The organism is Arthrobacter sp. KUASC02 (assembly GCF_059739395.1).
This window is the reverse complement of record NZ_AP046053.1, coordinates 4,357,170-4,371,850: the sequence shown is the minus strand read 5'-3', so window position 1 is coordinate 4,371,850 and position 14,681 is coordinate 4,357,170. Positions and strand designations below refer to the sequence as shown.

At 67.4% G+C, this 14,681-nt stretch carries 13 protein-coding genes and 3 tRNA genes; 10 read left to right on the top strand and 6 right to left on the bottom strand.

All coding sequences use genetic code 11. The features are described 5' to 3' along the window. The first annotated feature begins 80 nt into the window (after positions 1 to 80). From AC6JAC_RS20120 to AC6JAC_RS20110, 3 genes are read left to right on the top strand one after another with little or no spacing between them, the layout of a single operon-like run. Entirely contained in the window at positions 81 to 1,307 is a 1,227-nt protein-coding gene (locus AC6JAC_RS20120; RefSeq protein WP_497966330.1) for a LolA family protein, read from the top strand. After that, positions 1,304 to 2,326 (top strand): ABC transporter ATP-binding protein, encoded by a 1,023-nt coding sequence (locus tag AC6JAC_RS20115; protein WP_497966328.1) that lies wholly within the window; start codon positions 1,304 to 1,306, stop codon positions 2,324 to 2,326. Before AC6JAC_RS20120 ends, AC6JAC_RS20115 begins: the two co-directional genes overlap by 4 nt. Positions 2,327 to 2,369: 43 nt before the next feature. Further along, positions 2,370 to 3,176 carry an ABC transporter permease gene (locus tag AC6JAC_RS20110; protein ID WP_497966891.1) on the top strand — a complete coding sequence of 269 codons (807 nt, stop codon included), beginning with the start codon at positions 2,370 to 2,372 and terminating at the stop codon, positions 3,174 to 3,176. Here AC6JAC_RS20110 and AC6JAC_RS20105 read toward each other — a convergent pair. Then, positions 3,173 to 4,606, bottom strand: a complete 1,434-nt coding sequence (locus AC6JAC_RS20105; RefSeq protein WP_497966326.1) for a C40 family peptidase — start codon at positions 4,604 to 4,606, stop codon at positions 3,173 to 3,175. The genes AC6JAC_RS20110 and AC6JAC_RS20105 overlap by 4 nt on opposite strands. A 300-nt stretch (positions 4,607 to 4,906) precedes the next feature. On the opposite strand from AC6JAC_RS20105, the gene AC6JAC_RS20100 reads away from it, so the two are divergent. Then, a complete protein-coding gene (locus AC6JAC_RS20100; protein WP_497966324.1) occupies positions 4,907 to 6,553 on the top strand; it encodes an S-layer homology domain-containing protein in 1,647 nt (548 codons plus the stop codon). A 53-nt stretch (positions 6,554 to 6,606) separates the two neighbouring features. Here AC6JAC_RS20100 and AC6JAC_RS20095 read toward each other — a convergent pair whose 3' ends face one another. The 4 genes from AC6JAC_RS20095 to AC6JAC_RS20080 all read right to left on the bottom strand — a co-directional run bounded on the left by AC6JAC_RS20095 (position 6,607) and on the right by AC6JAC_RS20080 (position 10,008). Next, positions 6,607 to 7,533 (bottom strand): cation diffusion facilitator family transporter, encoded by a 927-nt coding sequence (locus tag AC6JAC_RS20095; protein ID WP_497966322.1) that lies wholly within the window; start codon positions 7,531 to 7,533, stop codon positions 6,607 to 6,609. A 14-nt stretch (positions 7,534 to 7,547) separates the two neighbouring features. Next, the gene (locus AC6JAC_RS20090; protein WP_454697468.1) at positions 7,548 to 7,976 is read right to left on the bottom strand and encodes a metallopeptidase family protein; all 429 of its coding nucleotides are present in this window, start codon (positions 7,974 to 7,976) and stop codon (positions 7,548 to 7,550) included. 9 nt (positions 7,977 to 7,985) lie between these two features. Next, on the bottom strand, positions 7,986 to 8,999 hold the full coding sequence (locus tag AC6JAC_RS20085; protein WP_454697469.1) for a DMT family transporter: 1,014 nt from the start codon (positions 8,997 to 8,999) through the stop codon (positions 7,986 to 7,988). Positions 9,000 to 9,108: 109 nt separating this feature from the next. Continuing rightward, positions 9,109 to 10,008 (bottom strand): ArgP/LysG family DNA-binding transcriptional regulator, encoded by a 900-nt coding sequence (locus AC6JAC_RS20080; RefSeq protein ID WP_497966320.1) that lies wholly within the window; start codon positions 10,006 to 10,008, stop codon positions 9,109 to 9,111. A 69-nt stretch (positions 10,009 to 10,077) separates the two neighbouring features. On the opposite strand from AC6JAC_RS20080, the gene AC6JAC_RS20075 reads away from it, so the two are divergent. Continuing rightward, a complete protein-coding gene (locus AC6JAC_RS20075; protein WP_497966318.1) occupies positions 10,078 to 10,680 on the top strand; it encodes a LysE/ArgO family amino acid transporter in 603 nt (200 codons plus the stop codon). 115 nt (positions 10,681 to 10,795) lie between these two features. After that, a complete protein-coding gene (locus AC6JAC_RS20070) occupies positions 10,796 to 11,341 on the top strand; it encodes a methyltransferase family protein (RefSeq protein ID WP_028272978.1) in 546 nt (181 codons plus the stop codon). A gap of 36 nt (positions 11,342 to 11,377) precedes the next feature. On the opposite strand, the gene AC6JAC_RS20065 is transcribed toward AC6JAC_RS20070, so the two are convergent. Then, positions 11,378 to 12,403 (bottom strand): PHP domain-containing protein, encoded by a 1,026-nt coding sequence (locus AC6JAC_RS20065; RefSeq protein WP_028272977.1) that lies wholly within the window; start codon positions 12,401 to 12,403, stop codon positions 11,378 to 11,380. Between the two features lie 184 nt (positions 12,404 to 12,587). Between AC6JAC_RS20065 and AC6JAC_RS20060 the strand changes: the two genes are divergently transcribed. The 4 genes from AC6JAC_RS20060 (at position 12,588) to AC6JAC_RS20045 (ending at position 14,678) form a co-directional block, all read left to right on the top strand. Next, a tRNA-Glu gene (locus AC6JAC_RS20060) sits at positions 12,588 to 12,660 on the top strand. Positions 12,661 to 12,752: 92 nt separating this feature from the next. Next, a tRNA-Asp gene (locus AC6JAC_RS20055) sits at positions 12,753 to 12,826 on the top strand. A gap of 48 nt (positions 12,827 to 12,874) precedes the next feature. Continuing rightward, a tRNA-Phe gene (locus tag AC6JAC_RS20050) sits at positions 12,875 to 12,950 on the top strand. A 594-nt stretch (positions 12,951 to 13,544) separates the two neighbouring features. After that, positions 13,545 to 14,678 (top strand): LacI family DNA-binding transcriptional regulator, encoded by a 1,134-nt coding sequence (locus AC6JAC_RS20045; RefSeq protein ID WP_231511446.1) that lies wholly within the window; start codon positions 13,545 to 13,547, stop codon positions 14,676 to 14,678. Positions 14,679 to 14,681 lie beyond the last annotated feature (3 nt).

The window sequence follows — 14,681 nt, the reverse complement described above, 5'->3', positions numbered from 1 at the left end:
CGACGTCCCAAAGGGGTGTAGCGGGCGGGTCCGAAGCGTACTCTGGAATCAATAAGCTGCAATGTTGGAGCGGAGTTGTCATGACCAGAAAGTGGCTGCGGTGGATGCCCGCCGCCGCCGTGCCCGCCGTAATTGCCGCCGCTGCGCTGGCAGGGTCTTTGCCGGCAAGCGCAGGGGACCCTTTGCCCGCCAAGACGCCGCAAGAGGTCCTGGCGCTGGTAGCGCATCACTCCGCTCCGTCGCTCTCCGGGACGTTGGAGCAGACGTCCCGGATCGGCCTGCCCGAGCTTCCGAAAACCGGGCCGTCGGCCGGCGGCGCAGCGTCCGTCCTTGAGCTGTTGAGTGGGCCGCATACCGCCAGGGTGTTCCTGGACGGACCGCGCAACGTGCGGGTCCAGGTCCTGGACCGCCTCGCTGAACGCAATGCCGTACGCAGCGGGGACGAGGTGTGGCTGTACAGCTCCAGGGACAACACCGCCACTCACCTGACACTCCCCGCCGATGCCGGCCGGCATCATGATGTTGGCCAGTACAAGCATCCCGGTGCGGGCACGGACGGTGTGATGCCGACGCCGGAGGACCTGGCCGCCCGGTTCCTTGCGGCCGCTGACCCCACCACTGAGATTTCAGTGCTTCCGGAGGTCAACGTTGCCGGCCGGGCCGCTTACAACCTGGTGGTCACCCCGCGGACGGAAGGCACCCTGATCGCTTCGGTAGCCATCGCCGTTGACGGCCAGAGCGGCCTGCCGCTGAGCGTCGAACTGAAGGCCCGGGGCCAGGGCGAACCGGCCTTCAAGCTGGCGTTCACCAGCCTGTCACTTGAAGCCCCGGACGCCTCACTGTTCGCCTTTAACCCGCCGCCGGGGGCCACCGTCAAGGAAGTCGAAGTACCGGCCCACGGAACGGGAAGCCTGCCCGGACACCGCTGGCCCGGACACCGTACGGAAGAGGGCGTGGTTCCTGACGCTGCAGTTCCTGGCACCGTGTCGCCTGACACTGCAGTTCCGGAAGCTGTGGCACCGGATGCTGTGGCACCTGAGGCTGCGGCGACGGATGCTGCAGCAGTGCGGCCTACGGTGACGGGTACCGGCTGGGAGAGCGTGGTCGAATTCCCCGCCAGCGCCGCATCTGCGGAGGCCGGTGCGATGATGTCCAGCGATCCGCTGCTTCAGCAGGCCGCTGTTGCGGTGCCGGGCGGACGGCTGTTCAGCACCGCCGTCGTAAATGTGCTGTTTACCGATGACGGGCGCGTTTTCGCCGGGTCTGTTCCCGCGGACCGCCTGCTGACCGCTGCTGCCGCGAGGTGACCGTCGCGGGACGGCGCGCTGAGCTGGCCATAGAGACGCGCGGCCTCAGCAAACGGTTCGGCCATCAGCTGGCCGTGGACGGCGTTAATTTGGCCGTCCCGAGAGGTTCGGTGTTCGGTTTCCTGGGCCCGAACGGCTCCGGCAAAACCACCACCATCCGCATGATGCTGGGGCTCGCCGGGGCAACGGGCGGGTCGGTCAGCGTGCTGGGGCTGGAGATGCCGGAGCGCTTCCACGAGGTCCTGCCGCGTGTGGGCGCCCTGGTGGAAGGTCCCGCGTTCTACCCGTTCCTGTCCGGAGCGGCCAATCTTCGGCGCCTCGATGCGGCGGACCCTTACGCCGTACAGTCCACGCGGCGTGCCCGGGTGGAGTCCGCGCTGGAACGCGTGGGCCTGACGCACGCCGCCGGGAAGAAAGTCCGCGCGTATTCGCTCGGCATGAAGCAGCGCCTGGGCATCGCCAATGCGCTCCTCTCGCCCCGGGAGCTGCTGGTGCTCGACGAGCCCACCAACGGCCTGGATCCCCAGGGCACCCGCGAGGTGCGCTCCCTGGTCCGCTCCCTTGCGGCCGACGGCGCCACGGTTTTCGTCTCCAGCCACCTGCTGGCGGAAGTCGAGCAGATCTGCACTCACGCGGCGGTCATGAGCGCGGGCCGGCTGGTGGCGCAGGGAACGCTCGCTGAACTGCGGGACGAGGGCAAGGTCAGGATCCGCCTGGTAACGCCCGACGCCGGCCTGGCCGAGGGCGTTTTCGCCCGGCTGGGAATGACGCCCATGGGCGGCCGGAGCAACGGTGCGATGGTTTACGGCGACAGCCGGCAGGCCGGGGATACCGGCACGGCCGGAGACACAGGGCAGTTGGGCGACGCAGGGCAGTCGGGGGTTGCCGTGGAGCCGGAGGCCGTGGTGGCCGCCATGGTGGCGGCCGGTGTGCGGGTGCGCGGCTTCGCCGTGGAGCAGGGCAGCTTGGAGGACCGCTTTGTGGCGCTGACGGGGGAGGGGTTCGACATTGCCCAATAAGGAAGTTGTCACGACGGATGCACCGGCCAAGGCTTCCTCCGGCTTGCCTCTGCTGGCCTCCGAACTGAGCGTCCTTTTCCGCCGGCGCCGGACCTGGGCCATGCTGCTGGCGCTAGCGGCCGTGCCGGTGCTGATGGCCATTGCCGTCCGCGTGTCCTCGGCCGTTCCACCAGGCCGCGGACCTGCCTTCCTGGACAGGATCACCCAGAACGGGCTGTTTGTGGGGGTAACGGCGCTGCTCGTGTGTGTGCCGCTATTCCTGCCGCTCACCGTGGGCGTGGTGGCCGGGGATACGATCGCGGGCGAGGCTGGCCTCGGCACCTTGCGCTACCTCCTGGTGGCGCCGGCCGGCCGCGTGCGGCTGCTGCTGGTCAAATACGCCGGCGCCGCCGCGTTCTGCATCGTGGCTCCGCTGGTGGTGGCGCTGGCGGGGGCAGGGATCGGGGCGGCCCTGTTTCCGGTAGGCCCGGTGACGCTGCTGTCCGGCGACGTGATCACCCCTGGGGAGGCAGTGGTGCGCCTGCTGCTCGTGGCGGCGTACCTGACCGTGTCGCTGCTGGGGTTGTCCGCCGTCGGACTCTTCCTGTCCACCCTGACCGATGTTCCGGTGGGCGCCATGGCAGCCACCATCGTGGCGTCCGTGGTGTCACAGGTTGTGGGTGAGCTGCCGCAGCTCGAGTGGCTGCACCCCTGGCTGTTCAGCCACTACTGGTTCGGTTTCGCGGATCTGCTGCGCCAGCCGATTGCCTGGGATTCCTTTGGCAGTAATGCGTTGCTGCAGGCCGGCTACATCGCGGTTTTCGGGGCGCTGGCCTACGGCCGGTTCGTCACGAAGGACGTTCTGTCCTAGTACCGTGCAACGGTCGGGTGGAGCTGCATTCCGGCCATCCAGGTCAGGTCAGTGACCGTGATGCCGTCTTCCGGGCTCAGGGCCTGGACCACGCGTCCGCCGCCAAGGAAGATGGCTACGTGGTAGAAATCGGGGGCTGACCCCCAGACCAGGAGGTCACCGGGCTGCGCCTGTGAAAGAGGTACATGAACGGGCGCCTGCGCGTACTGCTGGGCCGCCGTGCGCGGAAGGTACTTGCCGGCCGCAGCGAAGGCATTCTGCACCAGCCCGGAACAGTCGAAGCCGAGCGGTCCGGAGCCGCCGTAGTTGTAAAAGTAGGGAGAGCCCACCTTGCCCAGCGCCACCGAGATGGCGGTCTGGTTTGAGCCACCCGGAGACGGGGCGGGAGCAGGGGCCGGAGCCGGGACGGCCGGTGCGGGAGCTACCGGGGCGGGCTGAGTCGGAGCCGGGACCACGGGCGCAGGCGGAGCAGGTGCAGGCGGGGCCGGATCCGCGGGCGCGGGGTTGGCCGGGGCAGGTGCGGGGGCAGCCGGCGCCGCCGGGGCGGGTGCGGGGGCACCCGGGGCCGGGCTGTTGGGCGCTGCCTCCGTCTGGGCCGCAGCCTGGGAAGCTGCTGCAGCGGTGACGGCAGCCAGCCGTTCCTGGGCGCGCTGGCGGTTCAGCGCATCAACCCTGGCTGACTCGAGTGCCACCGTGGTGTTCTTGAGGCTTGCCAGCTGGTCCACGAGCACGGTGCGCTGGGCCTTCGCCTCGGAGACCGCCTTCGCCTGCGCCGCATTGGCGCGTTCGGCTTCAACCTTGCGGTCTTCGGCGGACCTGGCCGCGTCGTCGGCCGCACGGTTGGCGTCCTCGGCCGCGGCAGTCAGCGACTGGGAGGCCGAGGCGGCGTTGTCGGCCGCCTCAAAGGCCCGGCTCCGGCTGGCGGAAATGGCTTCGAGGGTGGCGGCCTGCTTCAGCACCTCGCCGTTCCCACTAACAAAAGTGCTCAGCGCGGGATTGAGTCCACCGTTGCGGTAGAGGTCCCCGGCCAGCTGTCCCACCTGCTTGCGGGTCTTCGCCTGTTCGGCCTGGGCAGATGCGGCCTTCGCCGAGGCAAGGGCGGCGGCATCGCGGCGGATCCCGAGCGTGACCAGGGCATCACCGTAGGCATTGTTGGCCTGCATGGCCGCGGCAAAACTGGCTTCCTGGGCTGCGGCGGCGTCGGCAAGGATCCGGTCGATTCTGGTGACCTGGTCCGCCGTCGCGCTTTCACTGGCTTTGGCAGCCGCGATCTCCTCGGGCGAGGGGATCTCCGGCGACGCCGGAACGCTGAGCGCCGGCTGGGCGGTGGCCGGTGGCGGGGCCGCCCCGGCGGGCAGTGCGAGGGATCCGAGGAGTACGACGGCGGTGCACAGCACAGCCGCTTTGCGGCCGGATCCGGTCAAACCCATCAAGTAACCTCGCAACAGTCAGGCTGGAGCGCGCGAGGAATTCAATGTCATCCGTGATTTTCACAGGGAAATGCCCCGCTGCAGAGTGCCAGCACTCACGAGGCTACGTGGCCGGTTGCAACTTTGGCAACACTGGTCACATCAATAACATAAACAACAACAGTGTGATTCCGTCCCATTTTCGGCTGGCGTGTCGGGAAAGGGGCGAAACGAGTAGTCGCCACGCTAGCGGCCGGTCGAAGGGCCGCCGTACGGTGAACAGGTTGGGGGGCCTGATCCGTTCGGGCGAGGGGATTTCTCATGCAACAGCGTCGCGGCCAACTGCTTTTCGCCGGGCATCGGAGGGGCAGAGCGGGCATCGTTGTCCTGCTCGCCGTGATGTTGGTGGTGATCGGCGCTCCCGCCCCGATGACGGCGTCGACCTCAGGCTACTGGGTGTCGGCGTCGTTTCCGGCCGCGGGTTCGACGCGCTTCACGTCTGCAATCGCCGTTCATCCGTCCGGGTCCAAGATCTACGTTCCGCATGCCCTCTACATGAGCTCGGGCAATGTCACGGTCCAGGATGCCGCCACCGGCGCCCTTCAGACGACCATTCCGGGAGCGCTGAGCACCTCTGGCGTTGTGCTTAGCGACGACGGTTCGCGGCTTTACGTCGGCAGCGGCGGCCATACCCAGAACCCCCGCGACCCGGGCACGGCACCGGGCATTGTCCAGATCGTCGACACGCAGACAAACACCGTGACCGCGAGGATCGAGACGGATCGGGGCGGCGGACGCTTGGCCCTGTCGCCGGACGGGCGCACGCTCTACGGCGCCATGTACGAGGGCCGCAATGTCACCTTCATCGACACGGCTTCGAGCGCGATTGTCGCCAGAGTCCCGGTTCCCGGCCAGCCAGGAGGGCAGCTCGCAGTGAGCCCGGACGGGGGCACGCTCTACGTCGGTGACCTGCTGTCGGGAGGCATCCACGTGCTTTCAGTTGCGGAGCGGAGGGTTGTGAAATCAATTGAAACCGGCTGCACGGCAAGCTCCGCCCTCACGCTGAACCCTTCCGGATCGCGCCTGTACATCACGGGCTGCATCTACCCGGCCGTCGTCGGCATTGTGGACACCGCCACGGCGGTTTCGCATACAGTCCCGCTCACGGGCGTAGCCAGCGCAGTCGCCTTCAGTTCGGACGAGCGCACGGCCTACGTTGTCGACGGCAGCGAAAACGGCCACATCCTGGTCTTCGACACGGCCACCGAAACCGTCTCGGCGACCTTCCCGGCGGGACAGCTTCCCGGGGGACTTGTTGTCAGCCGCGACGGATCCACCCTCTTCATCGTCCACGCGGGTTCGGCCGTCTCGCGGGTTGCCCTTACGGGAGACGCGCGCCAGGCCTTTACCGACGTCCCCGCAAATGCCCAGTTCTTCCACGAAATCAGCTGGCTTTCGAATTCGGGGTTCAGCACCGGATACCCGGACGGCTCCTTCCGGCCCCTGGACAGCATTCAACGCGACGCGATGGCCGCCTTCCTGTTTCGGAAGGCCGGTTCCCCGGCCTGGTTTGTTCCGCCCGCCGTCTCACCATTCAGGGACCTTGGGCCCGGGGACATGTTCTACAAGGAGATCACGTGGCTGGCCGGCCAGGGCATCACCACCGGATACGAGGACGGCACCTTCCGACCCAGGACGCCGGTTTCGCGCGAAGCCATGGCCGCATTCCTCAACCGGTATGCCACTTCCGTGAACCGGGCGCCCGTCTACACTGCGCCGGCTACCGCGCCGTTCAGTGACGTCCGTCCCGGCGATCCCTTCCACCGGGAAGTGAGCTGGGCTGCTGCTGCCGGGATCAGCACAGGATATCCGGACGGCACCTTCCGGCCCGGCGCGCCGGTTTCGCGGGAGGCAATGGCTGCGTTCCTGTACCGGCTCACCAACCCGGACAAGCCCATGCCGCAGTAGCCAGGCAGGTGGGAACCGCCCCGTGCGGGCGCTACAGAAAAGCTCAAACCACCTCAGGCGTGCTGGTGGGACTCGTGCTCGGAGTGGCTCTCCGGCTCCAGCTGGAATGTGCAGTGCTCGGTGTCGAAGTGCGAGCCCAGACAGGTGGCGAGCTTGTCCAGCACCTGGTCGGCCCCGCGGGCGCTCAGTACGGCGTCCTCCACCACCACGTGGGCGGAGAAGACCGGGACACCTGAGGTGATTGTCCAGATGTGGATGTCGTGCACGGACACAACTCCCTGCACGGACAGGATGTGCTCACGGATCATCTGGACTTCAACGCCCTTCGGGGTCGCTTCCAGCAGCACATCCACCACGTCGCGGAGCAGGTGCCACGCCCGGGGCAGGATCATCAGGGCAATGACGATCGAGGCAATGGTGTCCGCCGCCTGGAAGCCCGTCACCATGATCACCGCGGCAGCGGCAATGACGGCGAACGAACCCAGCAGGTCCCCCAGCACCTCGAGGTAGGCGCCGCGCACATTGAGGCTCTCCTTCTGGGCGCCGCGCAGGATCAGCAGCGACACCAGGTTGGCCACGGCCCCGAGGACAGCGGCCCAGAGCATCACGTCGGTCTGGACTTCGGGGGCCGAACCGATCCGCCGGATGGCTTCGGTGAAGATCACCACGGAGATCACAATCAGCACCAGCGCGTTGGCCAGGGCCGCGAGGACTTCGGCGCGCTGGTACCCGTAGGTCCGCTGGTCGCTGGCGGGCCGGGTGGCGATCCACGCGGCCAGGAGGGCGATGAACACACCGGCGGCATCGGACAGCATGTGGCCGGCATCGGCCAGCAGGGCCAGGGATCCGGAGATCACGGCCCCTACGACCTGGATCAGGACCACGGCCAGGGTGATGCTGAGGACGGCGATCAGGCGCTTGCGGTGCTTGGCAGTGCCCGTGGCTGAGAGGCCGTGCGAGTGGCTGTGGTCGTGTCCCATGCCTACAAGGCTAGCTAGTCCCAGCCAAGTTCGTGCAGCCGTTCATCGCTGATGCCGAAGTGGTGGGCAACCTCATGTGTCACGGTAATGGCCACCTCCTGGATCACCTCTTCCCGGGACGCGCAGATTTCCAGGATGGGCAGACGGTAGATGGTGATGCGGTCCGGTAGCGACCCCGCACCCCACCACGCATCACGCTCGGTCAGCGGCACGCCTTCGTAAAGGCCCAGCAACACTGTGTCCGGGTCCTCGCCCGGCTGCGGGACGTAGTCGTCCTCGATGAAGACGGCCACGTTGTCCATGGCCTTGGCCACTTCCGGCGGGATGCGCTCCAGCGCGTCGCTGACGGCCGATTCGAAGTCCTCATCGGTCATGGGAAACGGTGCATCGTTGTCCGCCCCGTCCGGGACGATCGGCAGGCCGGGCGGCAGGTTGGCGGGCATACCAAGACTCTAGCGGGACCTGCGCCGGGTCAGCGCCACTCCCACCAGGCAGATCACGCCGCCCACCAGACCCCACACGGTGGGCACTTCGCCGAGCACCAGCCACGAGATGAGGATGGTGGTGCCGGGCACCAGATAGGTGGTGGCAGCCAGTTTCCCGGCGTCGATAAGGGACAGCGCATACGCCCACGTTGTGAACGCAATCGCCGTCGGGAAGATCCCCAGATAAACCAGCCCGAGGGTGGCCGGCAGCGGGGCCTGCTGCAGTTCGGCCACCAGCTGGCCGGTGAACGGCAGGCAGCAGACGGCACCCACCATGATGCCGAACCAGGTGGCCTGGGCCGCCGGGAACTTCCGCAGCACCGGCTTCTGGACAATCACGCTGACGGCGGCGAGCACGGCGGCAAGGAGGCAGAGCAGCACGCCCGCCACATCCGCCGTCGAACGCTGGCCCGAACTGAGCGCGATCACCGCGACGCCGGCGAACGCTATCAGGCTGCCGATGATCAGCCAGCGCGGAAAGCCTTCCTTGAGGAGAATGCCGGCCATCACGGCCACCAGGATGGGGTTGACGTTGATCAGCAGGGCCGCGGTGCCGGCGTCCAGCAGGTGCTCGGCGGCGTTGAGGGCCACGTTGTAACCGCCGAACCACATAACGCCGTACGCGAGGATGGGCCACCATTCCCGCCCCTTCGGCAGCATCCGCAGCTTCGGCAGCACCACCGCACCGAGGACGACGGCGGCAATCGCCAGCCGTCCCAGGGTCAGGGAACCGGGGGAGAAGCTTGGGCCCACGGCGCGGATGCCCACGAAGGCGGAGGCCCAGAGGACCACCGTGATAACGACGGCGGCGACGCCCAGTTTGTTGACTGGCGCCTGCTTCGGAGAGGGGCCGGCGGCGGGCGGATTGCCTGGCGTCTGGGGTTGCGTCTGGGGTTGCGGGGCGGATGCGGGGGCAGCGTGCGGGGACCCTTCGTGGGGGCCTGCGGACGGAGTGGGGCCGGGTGCGGCGGTTGTAGCCATGCTGCCAATCTAGCCCCCGCCGCGGCGGCGGGGCTGGCGGAAATCGGTCACGTCTAGTCGAGATCCTGCCAAAGTTGCCCTGCTACCGGCAGGGTGCTTTCGCCGGGCTTCACCTCAGGACGCGCGCCGCGTCCTGGATGGCAGACGCGACGCCGTCCAGCACGGCCGATCCGTACCGCCACTGCTGCCAGTGCAGCGGGACGTCCACAAAGGACTTGGCAGCCAGGGTCTGCAGTGTTCGCCGGTCCAGGTCGTCGCCGATTTCAATTTCGGGAAGAAGGCCCCACCCCATGCCCAGCCGGATGGCCTCGCCGAACTCGTGTGCTGCGGGCACGTAGTGGCGCCGCGGCTCGACGGGTTTCCGGCTGAAGCGCCGCAGGTAGCGGTCCTGCAGGTCGTCCTTGCGGTCGAAGATGATGACCGGCGCCTTCGCCAGTGCCTCCGCCGCCGCCGCGCCGTCGAACGCGGCCCCGCCGTCGAACCACTGCTCGGCAAAGGCCGGCGTGCAGACGGGCAGGTAGCGCATGACGCCGAGCCGGCGGGAAGTGCACCCCGGGGCGGCTTTGGCGGTGGCCGTGATGGCCGCTGCCGCCGCACCGCTGCGGAGGAGCTCCAGCGAATATTCCTGGTCCTCGCGCAGGATTTCCAGCTGGACCGTCCCGGCCACCGCAGCCAGCCCGGCCATCGCCCACGTGTGCAGCGAGTCGCTGTTGATCACAAGGGTGAGGCGGGTGTCCGGAGTGGTGGCTCCCGGCTGCAGTTCATCGGCGAGATCCGCCGAGAGCATCTCCAGCTGCCGGGCGAACCGCACCACGGCCTGGCCTGACTCGGTGAGTTCGATCGGCCTGGTCCTTCTCAGCACAGGACGGCCGACGGCCACCTCGAGGGCGCGGATGCGCTGGCTGACGGCGGAGGAGGTAACCGACAGATGGCTGGCGGCGGCATCAAAGCTGCCCTTCGCGACGATGGCCGCCAGCGTCCGGGCCTGGTCCGGCTGGATGTCTATCATTAGCTCATCTTATCTATCAGCAGAATGTTTAACTGGTTTCATGCTGGGGTTCGTCCTACCGTTGTAAGGGTGATCCTCCCCGTTCTCTCAGGCCTGGCCAGCGGCCTCTCGCTCATCGTCGCCATCGGCGCCCAAAATGCGTTCGTCCTCCGCCAAGGCCTCCAACGCTCGCATGTCGCCCTGGTCATCGCCGTCTGCGCCCTCTCGGACCTGGTGCTGATCGTGCTGGGAGTAGCGGGCATCGGCGTCGTGATCGAACAGGCCCCGGCGGTACTGGAGGTGGTGCGCTGGGCCGGTGCTGCCTTCCTGGCGGCCTATGGCGCCTTCGCCGCCTGGCGCGCCGTCCGCGGGCAGGCACTCGGACAGCTCGGGACGGGGCAGTCCGCCGGCTGGGCCGCGGTCCTGGGAACCGGCCTGGCTTTCACCTGGCTGAACCCGCATGTGTATCTGGACACCGTGCTGCTCCTCGGGTCAATCGCCAGCACGCACGGACCGGACGGCCGATGGTGGTTTGCGGCCGGCGCGGGGCTGGCCAGCGTCGCCTGGTTCACCGCTCTGGGCGTTGGCGCTCGGTTCCTTGCGCCGGTGTTCCGCCGCCGGAGCGCCTGGCGCGTTCTCGATGCCATCATCGCCGTCGTCATGGTGACCATGGCCATCCTGCTGGTCGCCTGAATTCGGTCCGTTCCCCTGCCTCGGAAGGTCGTTCCCCTGCCCCCGGGCCGCCGGAAGGGCCGGGAGGGCCGGTCGGCCCTTGTCCGCTGAACACCGCGGGTTCACGCTTGCTGGTATGAAAGCCTACGCAGCCTCGGCCCGTGACAGAAGGCGCGCCGCGATCGGCACAGCGGCCTTCGCCGTCGCCCCTGCGACTGTGGCCGGCGTGGTTCCATGGCTCCTGACCCGCTGGGAGGTTGCGGCGCCCGTCCCCGGCGGTGTGCCTGCGCAGGTCGGCGGCGCCCTGTTGATTGGTGCAGGGGCGGCGGTGATCGCGAACTCCTTTGTGCACTTCGCCGTGGAGGGCCTCGGCACACCCGCACCGTTTGCCCCGCCCAAGCACCTGGTGGTGGGTGGACTTTACCGGTACGTGCGGAATCCGATGTACGTGGCCATTGCCGCTGCCGTTGCCGGGCAGGGACTCCTGCTGGGCCAGCCAGTGCTCTACGTAGCCCTGGCCGTCGGCGCCATTCCGGTGGTGGCGTTCGTCAGGTTGTACGAGGAGCCGGTCCTGGCCCGGAAATTCGGTGCCGACTACGAGGAGTACCGCCGGAACGTTCCGCGCTGGCTGCCCCGGCCCACACCGTGGCGGCCGGAGGGTCCGGAGTCGGCCCGGGGCTGAGGAGTTTCCGCCAGGGCCCCGGACCTCGGCGGCGTGCTACTTTCCCCGGCCGGTCCACTCCAGCAGCCGGTCCAGCGGCCAGGTGGTGACGATCCGTTCGGCGGGCACGCCGTTCGAAGCGGCACGCTCGGCACCGTACTGCAGGAAGTCCAACTGACCCGGCGCGTGCGCATCGCTGTCGATGCTGAAGAGGCAGCCGGCATCGAGGGCCAGCCTGATCAGTTCGTCCGGCGGATCCTGCCGCTCGGGCCGGGAATTGATTTCGACGGCGACACCCCGCTCGGCGCACGCTGCGAACACCCGCTCGGCGTCGAACTCGGACTGGGGCCGTGTTCCCCTGGACCCCTGGACCAGCCGGCCGGTGCAGTGGCCGAGGACGTTCATCTGCGGATCGCTGATGGCGCCCAGCATTCTGGCGGTCATGGTGCGCCTGTCGGAACGAAGTTTCGAGTGGACGCTCGCTACCACGACGTCCAGCCGGTCCAGCATGTCCGGGGACTGGTCCAGGGTCCCGTCCTCCAGGATGTCCACCTCGATGCCGGCGAGCAGGCGGAAGTTGCCGCCGCCGTCGTCGTTGTTTATGTCCGCCACAATGTCGAGCTGTTCGGTGAGGCGTTCGGCGCTGAGGCCGTTGGCGATCTTGAGGCTGGGGGAGTGGTCCGTCAGGGCGAGGTACTCCCGGCCAAGGGTGCGCGCGGCGTCCGCCATCAGTTCGATCGGGGACCCGCCGTCGGACCAGTCGCTGTGGCTGTGCAGGTCCCCGCGGAGTGCCGAGTGCAGTTCGGTGCCACCGGCCGCGAGTGGCTGCTGCCCCCGTTCGCGAAGGCCTTCCAGATAGTCGGGGACGCCGCCGTCGACTGCCTGCCGGATCACTTCGAAAGTCCTGTCCCCGATGCCCTTCATGCTTTTCAGCCTGCCGGTGCGGGCACGGGCCGCAACTTCGGCCGGATCCAGGCCGCCGATGATGCCGGCTGCTTTCCGGAAGGCCTGGACCTTGAACGTGGGGGCCAGTTCGCGTTCCAGCCAGAAGGCGATCTCATTGAGGGCATCAACGGCATCCATCAGTCCATCTTGCACCCGCCCGGCACTGAATTCTGCCCCGACTTTCCAACCGCGGGGTGCCGATTTTGGATATTCCCAAGGTCTGCCCTACACTTTTATAGTCCAGTTCGGAGCAACTCGAAAGGGCGGAAAAGAAAGGCTTCGGCCCTTTATTTTTGCCCTGAATGAGTCGGATTGAGTTCAGGCCCCCATCGTCTAGCGGCCTAGGACACCGCCCTTTCACGGCGGCGGCACGGGTTCGAATCCCGTTGGGGGTACGCAAGGAAGTGGTCAAACCGGATGAAAAAGTCTGGTAGGCTGGAAGCCTTGAAAAAAGCAGTAGAGATACTGTGAAGCAAGAAACAAGCAAGGCCCTGTAGCGCAGTTGGTTAGCGCGCCGCCCTGTCACGGCGGAGGTCGCGGGTTCAAGTCCCGTCAGGGTCGCTCTGATTGCCAGAAGAAATTCCGGCCATCAAGGTGACGTGTCACCTAGGCTCTGTAGCTCAGTTGGTAGAGCGTTCGACTGAAAATCGAAAGGTCACCGGATCGACGCCGGTCGGAGCCACCACTGGGAAGCATCAGTTCTTCGGAACTGGTGCTTTTCTTCTTTAACGCCCGTGGAGTATCCGGGGCTTGTCCGTGGATCCTGACCCTGAAGGTTTGGATCCGCGGACAAGCTTAGGAATGCCGGGCCAAGCCGGCGCGTTGAGCCCGCCCGCGCGCGCCCGCCCCGCGCCCGCCCGCGCGGTTTCGACGCGCCAGCCCGCGCGCCCGCCCGCGCGGTTTCGACGCGCAAATGTCCCTGCGACGCGCAAAACTTCCTGCGACCCCCATATATCGGGTGCGCCAGGTAATTTGCGCGTCGCCAGGCGATTTGCGCGTCGTGAGGATCAGGCCGCCAGCAGCCCTGATTGTGTTCCTGCCGCCACGGCCCCCGCACAGCGGAGACGCCCTGCGGTCCCCATGCTGCGCTGCCCACACGCCCCGGCCTCAGAAAGTCCCGGCGGCCTCAAACGACGGCATTAGGGCTCTTCCAAAATTAGTCGTTGACAGGATCCGAGTAACGCGCGTAACCTAAATCACACGTTCGAAGTAACGCGCGTTACCAAAAGAATTTCAGCTGGCCAGGGCGGCCAGTGTCGGCAACATTCCGGAGCATTCAATGGCGAAGAGCACACACGCAGCGGCGTCGGCACCCGCAGCCCATGCGGCCGCGGCCCGGCCGGCCACCAGCGCCCCCGCCAGCACGGGTGCCCCCGCCGCCCAGCGCGGGGTCACTATGGCGGACGTGGCCAAGGCTGCGGGAGTGTCCCGCACCGCGGTGTCTTTCGTCCTCAGCAACCGGGAGAACGCCAGCATCTCCGAGGAAACCCGCACCCGGATCCTCGAAACCGTCCAGGTCCTCGGCTACCGTCCCAACGCCGGTGCACGTGCCCTCGCCTCGCAGCGCAGCGACTGGTACGGCATCGTCACAGAGATCGTCACGGCACCGTTCGCCGTCGACATCATCAAGGGCGCGCAGGACCAGGCCTGGCTGCACCGCCGGTTCCTGCTTATCGCACCCTCGGACCAGGCGGATGCAACGGGACCGAACCAGGGCATGGAAGATGCAGCCGTTGAGAAGCTGCTGGAACAAAGGGTGGAAGGGCTTCTCTACGCGGCCACCTACCACCGGGCCGTGCACGTTCCGAAGAGTGCCAACGAGGTGCCCACTGTCCTCATCAACTGCTTCGACGCGGACGGGAAGCTGCCCTCGATCGTCCCGGACGAACGCGCCGGGGGACGCGTCGCCGTCGAACGTTTACTCCAGGCCGGGCACTCCAGGATCGGTGTCATCAACCTGGATCCGGACATTCCCGCCGCCGTCGGGCGTTTGGAGGGGTGCCGGGAAGCGCTGGCCGCCGCAGGGCTGGAACTGGATCCTGAACTCGTGGTCTCGGGGCACGCGACGGCGGATGGCGGTTACGAGGCCGCCTGCGAAATCCTCGACAAGTACCAGGCCGGGGCAGGCAGGCCAACTGCCTTGTTCTGCCTCAACGACCGGATGGCTATGGGCGCCTATGACGCCATCAAGGAGCGCGGGCTCGCCATCCCCCAAGACATCGCCGTGATCGGCTTCGACAACCAGGAACTCATTGCGGCCTACCTCAGGCCCAAGCTGACCACGGTTGCGTTGCCCTTCGAGGAGATGGGTGCGCTGGGTGTCCAGACACTCGCAAGCCTTACAGCAGGACAGCCGATCACTGCACATCAGCAAATGGTCGACTGTCCGCTGCTAGAACGCTATTCAGTCTGACGG